The organism is Halocynthiibacter namhaensis, assembly GCF_000812685.1.
GTDB classification, from domain to species: Bacteria; Pseudomonadota; Alphaproteobacteria; order Rhodobacterales; family Rhodobacteraceae; genus Halocynthiibacter; species Halocynthiibacter namhaensis.
Genome location: NZ_JWIF01000001.1, coordinates 21,936 through 28,230 on the forward strand (window position 1 = coordinate 21,936; position 6,295 = coordinate 28,230).

Here is a 6,295-nt window from a genome sequence, read left to right on the forward strand (position 1 = left end):
TCAGAAATTTTGCGGCGCGTGCCCGCAAACAAAGACCGACGCAAACCATCCGACATATCTTGCTGTTCACATGACGGATCTTGCGAAAAGCCATGGATGTACTCGATTTTCTCGCCAAAGCCGCCATATGTGCCTGAACAGAAAGGACACAATCATGACCATTTGGTTTTTCGTCGGCATTGCGCTGGTTATTTGGGTAACCTGGGATCTCTTCGCGGGCCACACATATCTATGGGCCCCAATATCACGCGCCGAAAACCCCTGGGGGTATTGGGCGACGTTGGGGATTTGGTCCCTCATCGCCGCCAGTTGCTTCTTTGTGGGTTAAGTCGCGCTGCGCGAAATCTGCGCGCCCAGGCTTTCCATCAACGGCTCAAACACAGGGAATGACGTCGCAATAGGTGTACCGTCATCCACTGACACAGGGTTCTGTGCCGCCATCCCCAACACCATGAAAGACATCGCAATGCGGTGATCTAGGAAGCTTTCACAAGTTGCACCACCTGGCACGCCGCCGGCACCCATGCCGTGCACGATCATGGTGTCTTCGTCTTCCTCAACCGTCACACCACACGCCCGCAAACCACGCGCCATGGCATCAATGCGGTCGCATTCCTTTACGCGCAGCTCTTTCACGCCGCGCATCACGGTTTTTCCGGTGGACAATGCCGCCACAACGGACAACACCGGGTATTCATCAATCATGGACGCCGCCCGCGCTGGCGGGACCTCAACACCATGGGTTTGGGCGTAACGCACCCGCAGATCTGCAACGGGTTCACCGCCTTCAAGGCGCTCATTCTCAAAGGTAATATCTGCGCCCATTTCAACAAGCGTCGTGTAGATCCCGTTGCGTGTCAGGTTCTGCGACACACCTGGAACGAACACTTCTGATCCGGGCACGATTGTCGCAGCGCAGGTCGGAAACGCCGCGGAAGATGGATCACGCGGGACTGAAATCACTTGTGGTTTCAATTCTGGCTGACCGGTCAAGGTAATACGACGGCCTGCCTCTGTTTCCTCAACGGAAATCTCGGCCCCAAAACCTTCCAGCATGCGTTCCGTGTGGTCACGCGTGGCTTCTTTTTCAATTACCACGGTTTGGCCGGGTGCATTCAAACCCGCAAGCAAAACCGCCGATTTCACCTGCGCGGAGGGCATAGGCACGGTGTATTCCACAGGCACAGGTTCACGTGCGCCCACAATAGTCATGGGCAAACGGCCACCTTCACGCCCGAAAGATTGCGCGCCGAACAAAGCAACCGGATCGGTCACGCGTCCCATTGGGCGTTTGTTCAAACTTGCGTCCCCGGTAAATGTCGCGGTGATCGCTTGGGTGGCCATTGCCCCCATGATCAAACGCACACCCGTGCCAGAATTCCCGCAGTCAATCACGTTATCAGGTTCTGCAAAACCGCCGACACCCACACCATTCACGGACCATTCACCAGGTCCATGTTGGGTGACCGTCGCACCAAAAGCACGCATGGCTTTGGCCGTGTCCAGCACATCTTCGCCTTCCAAAAGCCCTGTCACGCGGGTCTCGCCAATCGCCATCGCGCCAAAGATCAGCGCCCGGTGCGAAATGGATTTATCGCCGGGAACCGCCGCCTCGCCTTGCAGCGGGCCGCATTTACGAGAAGTCATTGGGATTGGGGTGCCATGGCCGGACATTTGCGCTTCCTTCAGTCTGTGTAGCCAACTGATAGCGCAAGCAAAGCGGGGCGTAAATCCGTCACAGCATTCACGCCCCAAGTTTCATCATTTAACTGGTTTCGACAAAGTTCCTCCCCCGAAACACACGCTTGGCATTTCCACGTTCCAACTGGTTGTGACTTTGGTTGGCATTTCGGGCACGCAGCGCAAGCTCGTGTTTTTGTTGCAATGCCTTCAAAGCATTAATCCGTTCAATCGCAAGCGCCTTATTGCGATGCTGCGATCGCCCATCCCGCACCACAACGGACACACCCGTAGTTTCACAAGTGGCGCGCACGGCACTGTCAGTTGTGTTCTGATGCTGGCCACCTGGGCCACCGGCACGAAATGTTTCAAAACGAAGCGCACCGCCGGTATCAGCAAAGGACATAACATCAGGCAAGCGTGAAACACCCACAAACCAGTTCTGACGCTTATGCCTTGTCCGCAGATCACTTTTGCATATCCACTGAACGGTTCCACACCAGGCATCAGCAATGCGCGAGGCCAGTGGCCCATGCACCACAACCAATGCCGATTGCACCCCATGTTTGGATGCTGTTGCGCTGACATCAAGGTCCACATCTGAACGAACGGCTTCGTCCTTCATGCGCGCCAGGACATGTGCCACTGCTTGGCAACATTCTTCGGGACCATTTCCACTGGTGACCAAAAGCGTAATTGAAACACTCATCGCGCACCCTCCTTTGCGTTTTTGAATGTGATCAACGGCATCACTTTTGCGACGGTTTCAGCAATCCCAAAATCAGCGAGATCCTGTGCAACATGAGTTGCAGATTTATAGGCCAAAGGTGCCTCCTCAATCAGCATAGATTTATCATCACAGATCACCCGCGATTGGGCCGTTGGGCGACGCATGTCATCAAGCACTGATTTCTTGGCCGCAATGCGCCCATGCATTGACGCACGATCATATTTGCGCCCTGCCCCATGCGCACATGAGTTCAAAGCATTCGCGGGATGATCCATTGGGCGCAACACATATCCAGCGCTGGCCCGACTTCCCGCCAATGGCACCAAGGGCTGCAACCGCGCAGCCCCTTTGCGATGCAGCCACGCCCCAAATTCTTGCGTCACAAGATTATGCGGGCAATCGCTCAGCAAATGCAGATCACACCTCAAGGCCTCAGCCGCACGTTCCGCAAAAATTTGACGGTTCAATCTGGCCCAACGCACTGCCTGATTATGGGCGGCCAGCCAAGACTTCCCTTCCGTTGAATCAGGGTTAAAACACACCCGTCCCTGAGCTAGAAAACCCTGCAACAAAGCATGCCCTAACCCACGTGATCCAGAATGAACCAGCAAACAAATCTGATCTTTCAGAAATCCGTCAGACCCCCCGGCCACAATGCGCTGCACTTCGCAAAAATGATTACCGCCGCCGATTGAACCCAGCGCGCCTGCAAATAAATCTGCGGGCAAATCTTCCTGTTTCAACCGCTCTGACGCGCCGCCGCCATAGGGCAACGCCAAAGCACGCAAGCGGCGTTCGGCTTTTTCCAGCTTCAGTTTTCGCGCGGGCAGATCCAAAGCGAACAGCGACATGCCACAGCCGATGTCACTGCCGACCAATTGTGGGTGCAGCTTGTCCGACAGAACAGCACATCCAACGGGCCCATATTTTCCAGGGTGCAAATCCGGGAAGGCCGCTATTTTTCGTACGCCATCCAACCGCGCGACTTCGCGCAATTGGTCTTCAGCACGGCCGTCGATCCATGCATTTTTCGTATAGTATAAATGGGCCGCGGCGCTGTCACTTTCAGCAGACAACACACGACCCGAGGCAAAATTGCCCATGGTATATTCCAATATTTTGATATGTCCGGACGCTGTCGCCAGCCCCCAAGTCAAAGTCCCGGGCTGATACAGCCTTAAACTTTGCAGATCCCCTGAAGGGCGAATGTGAAATCAGTCATGTCGTGCTCCTTCAATGTTGGGGTGGAATAGCCCAATGGGCGGTGTATCCGTCTTTTAGCAATCGCGATGATCGCTGCATAGCCCCGCAATCTCTGCAGGGCCAGCATGTGGTTTAGCGGTAACAGTTCGATCAGCCGAGGCGGCGAAACGTCATGTAATGGGGGATGCGATCTTCGCGGATGGCTTTTTGTTCATAGCGGGTGGAAATCCAATCATCCCAAGAATTGCGCCAATCCTCAGGGCCTTCTGCCATCCATTCGAACCCAGCCTTTGGAACTTCTTCCATGGTTTGGCGCACGTAATCCTCAATATCCGTGGCCACGCGAAAAATCGCGCCCGGCTTCATAGTTTTCGCCAATGGCACAAGATGTTCCTGCGTCACGAAACGACGCCGGTGGTGACGTTTTTTCGGCCAAGGATCAGGGTACAGCAAGAATGCTTTATCGACCGACGCCTCTGGCAACACATCCATCATGTCGCGTGCATCACCGGGGTGGATCGCAACATTGTCGACATTGGCCGTACGGATTTTCCCAAGCAACATTGCCACACCGTTGATGTACGGCTCGCACCCAATGATGCCAACCTCAGGGTTTAAAGCTGCCTGATGCACCATGTGTTCCCCGCCACCAAACCCGACTTCAAGCCACACCGGCTTGCCGCCGAACAATGCCTTCACATCCAACTCTGTGCGCTCGGGGTTTTCTTCCCAAGTCACATTTTTGATAGTCAATTCTGCCAAGTCTTCTTCAAGATAGCCTTCTTGGCTTTTGCGCAAAGTTTTGCCCTTCAGGCGGCCATAGAAATTGCGCCAAGGTGCGCCGGACTGGTGTTTACCCTCAGTTGCATTTTGGTCAGACATGGCGAACTCCGGTATTCAAAAAAGAGAAAAGGCAGGCAAATTGCCCGCCTTCCCTAAACTTTCAGCATTCAAAGTGCAATGCACCCGGCGTGCAAAGGCTTAAACAGCTTTTTTCAGCGCCTCAACAAGATCGGTGCGCTCCCATGAGAATCCACCGTCATCCGTAGGCGTGCGGCCGAAATGACCGTAAGCCGCTGTGCGTTGATAGATTGGCTTGTTCAGGCCAAGATGGGTGCGAATGCCTTGCGGCGTCAGATCCATACAGGCTGCAACAGCTTTCTCGATCTCGCTTTCATGCACTTGGCCTGTGCCATGTGTATCGGCATAAATCGACAGAGGCTTCGCAACGCCAATCGCATAAGACAGCTGCAATGTGCAACGTTCTGCCATGCCCGCCGCGACAATGTTCTTCGCCAGATAGCGCGATGCATAAGCTGCGGAACGGTCAACTTTTGTTGGATCTTTGCCAGAAAACGCGCCGCCACCGTGAGGGGCAGCACCGCCATATGTATCCACGATGATCTTTCGACCGGTCAAACCAGCATCCCCATCTGGGCCGCCAATGACGAATTTACCGGTTGGGTTGACGTGCCATTCAGTTGCCGCAGTCACCCAGCCTTCAGGCAGAGTTTCACGGATGTAAGGTTCAACAATTGCACGCACATCAGCAGATGACAGCGTTTCATCAAGGTGCTGTGTGGACAGAACGATAGAAGAAACACCAACAGGTTTTCCGCCCTGATAAACCACCGAAAGCTGGCTTTTCGCATCAGGACCCAGCGCAGGTTCCGTGCCGTCTTTACGCACCTCTGCCAAACGACGCAGGATCGCGTGCGTATATTGAATCGGCGCGGGCATCAAAGCGTCGGTTTCATTCACCGCATAGCCAAACATGATGCCCTGATCGCCAGCGCCTTCGTCTTTTCCAGCGCTGGCATCCACACCCTGCGCAATATGCGCGGACTGTTCATGCAGCAGATTGGTCACCTCAACGGTGTTCCAATGGAATTTATCCTGCTCGTAACCGATGCCTTTGATGCAATCGCGCACGATGCCATCGGTTTTTTCCATGTAGTCTTTAAGTTTTGCCTGATCGGACAGGCCAACTTCACCACCGATCACAACACGGTTTGTTGTGGCGAAGGTTTCGCAGGCAACCCGTGCTTCGGGTTCTTCTGAAAGAAAAGCGTCTAAGATGGCATCTGAAATTTGGTCACAGACCTTGTCAGGATGCCCTTCGGAAACGGATTCCGAAGTAAAAGTATAGTTATCACGACTCATTTGATGTTGCTCCAGTACAAATAAATCCACCACTTCAGGAAGCCGTTGTGGCGGTCGATGGACAGGCCCTATTCTTGCAATAGGTTTGCGTCAATCGCCTTTACCTGACTGGTGTCTAGATAGTGTTAACGCGCACCCCAAAAGCCACAAAATCGCGATAATGGGCCAGTCACCGGTTTGTCGGTACAGGGTATCGACGGTTTCAGCTGCCACAGACCATCAAGGCCAAGACAGCCAGGCATGATCGGGTTTCCTGGGAAGTGGCAATCAAAGAACCACAGGTCCGGGGTGATGTCGAACTCAGCAACAATATGACCTTTGCCATGCGCGCCACGATCACCGGAAATCTCGGTGATACGGTCCATCATCAGCATGGGGGGCGCGGGCAGCTGGGCGTTGCCGGGGCCAAATAGTTCGCCACGGGAACATTTCAGAAGGTCTTCTTTGTCAAAGCTGCTCGGGTATTGGGCCATTGATGCCGGTCCTTTGTATTTCCTGTTGGTTACGTCCATTTAACAG

6 protein-coding genes, 1 pseudogene and 1 riboswitch are annotated in these 6,295 nt (G+C 54.0%); of the genes and pseudogenes, 1 reads left to right on the plus strand and 6 read right to left on the minus strand.

What is annotated here, in order from left to right:
• Positions 1-154 precede the first annotated feature (154 nt).
• Positions 155-328, plus strand: coding sequence for a hypothetical protein (locus RJ38_RS18690; RefSeq protein WP_156121669.1), 174 nt, complete (start codon positions 155-157; stop codon positions 326-328).
• Here the strand turns inward: RJ38_RS18690 and aroA are convergent.
• From aroA to fabA, 6 genes and pseudogenes are all read right to left on the minus strand, one after another.
• Positions 325-1,674, minus strand: coding sequence for a 3-phosphoshikimate 1-carboxyvinyltransferase (gene aroA, locus RJ38_RS00125; RefSeq protein WP_039016885.1), 1,350 nt, complete (start codon positions 1,672-1,674; stop codon positions 325-327). The genes RJ38_RS18690 and aroA overlap by 4 nt on opposite strands.
• Before the next feature lie 91 nt (positions 1,675-1,765).
• A complete protein-coding gene (gene prfH / locus RJ38_RS00130; protein WP_039016886.1) occupies positions 1,766-2,389 on the minus strand; it encodes a peptide chain release factor H in 624 nt (207 codons plus the stop codon).
• The gene (locus tag RJ38_RS00135) at positions 2,386-3,513 is read right to left on the minus strand and encodes an RNA ligase RtcB family protein (protein WP_039016887.1); all 1,128 of its coding nucleotides are present in this window, start codon (positions 3,511-3,513) and stop codon (positions 2,386-2,388) included. Before RJ38_RS00135 ends, prfH begins: the two co-directional genes overlap by 4 nt.
• A gap of 250 nt (positions 3,514-3,763) precedes the next feature.
• Positions 3,764-4,495: a tRNA (guanine(46)-N(7))-methyltransferase TrmB gene (gene trmB, locus RJ38_RS00140; protein WP_052245087.1), complete on the minus strand. Its 732-nt coding sequence runs from the start codon at positions 4,493-4,495 to the stop codon at positions 3,764-3,766.
• Between the two features lie 99 nt (positions 4,496-4,594).
• A complete protein-coding gene (gene metK, locus RJ38_RS00145; RefSeq protein ID WP_039016889.1) occupies positions 4,595-5,776 on the minus strand; it encodes a methionine adenosyltransferase in 1,182 nt (393 codons plus the stop codon).
• Positions 5,777-5,783: 7 nt separating this feature from the next.
• A riboswitch (SAM-SAH riboswitch) is annotated at positions 5,784-5,833 on the minus strand.
• A 146-nt stretch (positions 5,834-5,979) separates the two neighbouring features.
• A pseudogene (gene fabA, locus RJ38_RS00150) lies at positions 5,980-6,249 on the minus strand (bifunctional 3-hydroxydecanoyl-ACP dehydratase/trans-2-decenoyl-ACP isomerase); the annotation flags it as partial.
• Between the last annotated feature and the right edge of the window lie 46 nt (positions 6,250-6,295).

Excerpts from the sequence above, each read along its gene's own strand:
- RJ38_RS18690 (WP_156121669.1), top strand. The coding sequence starts at position 155 with ATGACCATTTGGTTTTTCGTCGGCATTGCGCTGGTTATTTGGGTAACC.
- aroA (WP_039016885.1), bottom strand. The coding sequence starts at position 1,674 with ATGTCCGGCCATGGCACCCCAATCCCAATGACTTCTCGTAAATGCGGC.
- prfH (WP_039016886.1), bottom strand. The coding sequence starts at position 2,389 with ATGAGTGTTTCAATTACGCTTTTGGTCACCAGTGGAAATGGTCCCGAA.
- RJ38_RS00135 (WP_039016887.1), bottom strand. The coding sequence starts at position 3,513 with ATGGGCAATTTTGCCTCGGGTCGTGTGTTGTCTGCTGAAAGTGACAGC.
- trmB (WP_052245087.1), bottom strand. The coding sequence starts at position 4,495 with ATGTCTGACCAAAATGCAACTGAGGGTAAACACCAGTCCGGCGCACCT.
- metK (WP_039016889.1), bottom strand. The coding sequence starts at position 5,776 with ATGAGTCGTGATAACTATACTTTTACTTCGGAATCCGTTTCCGAAGGG.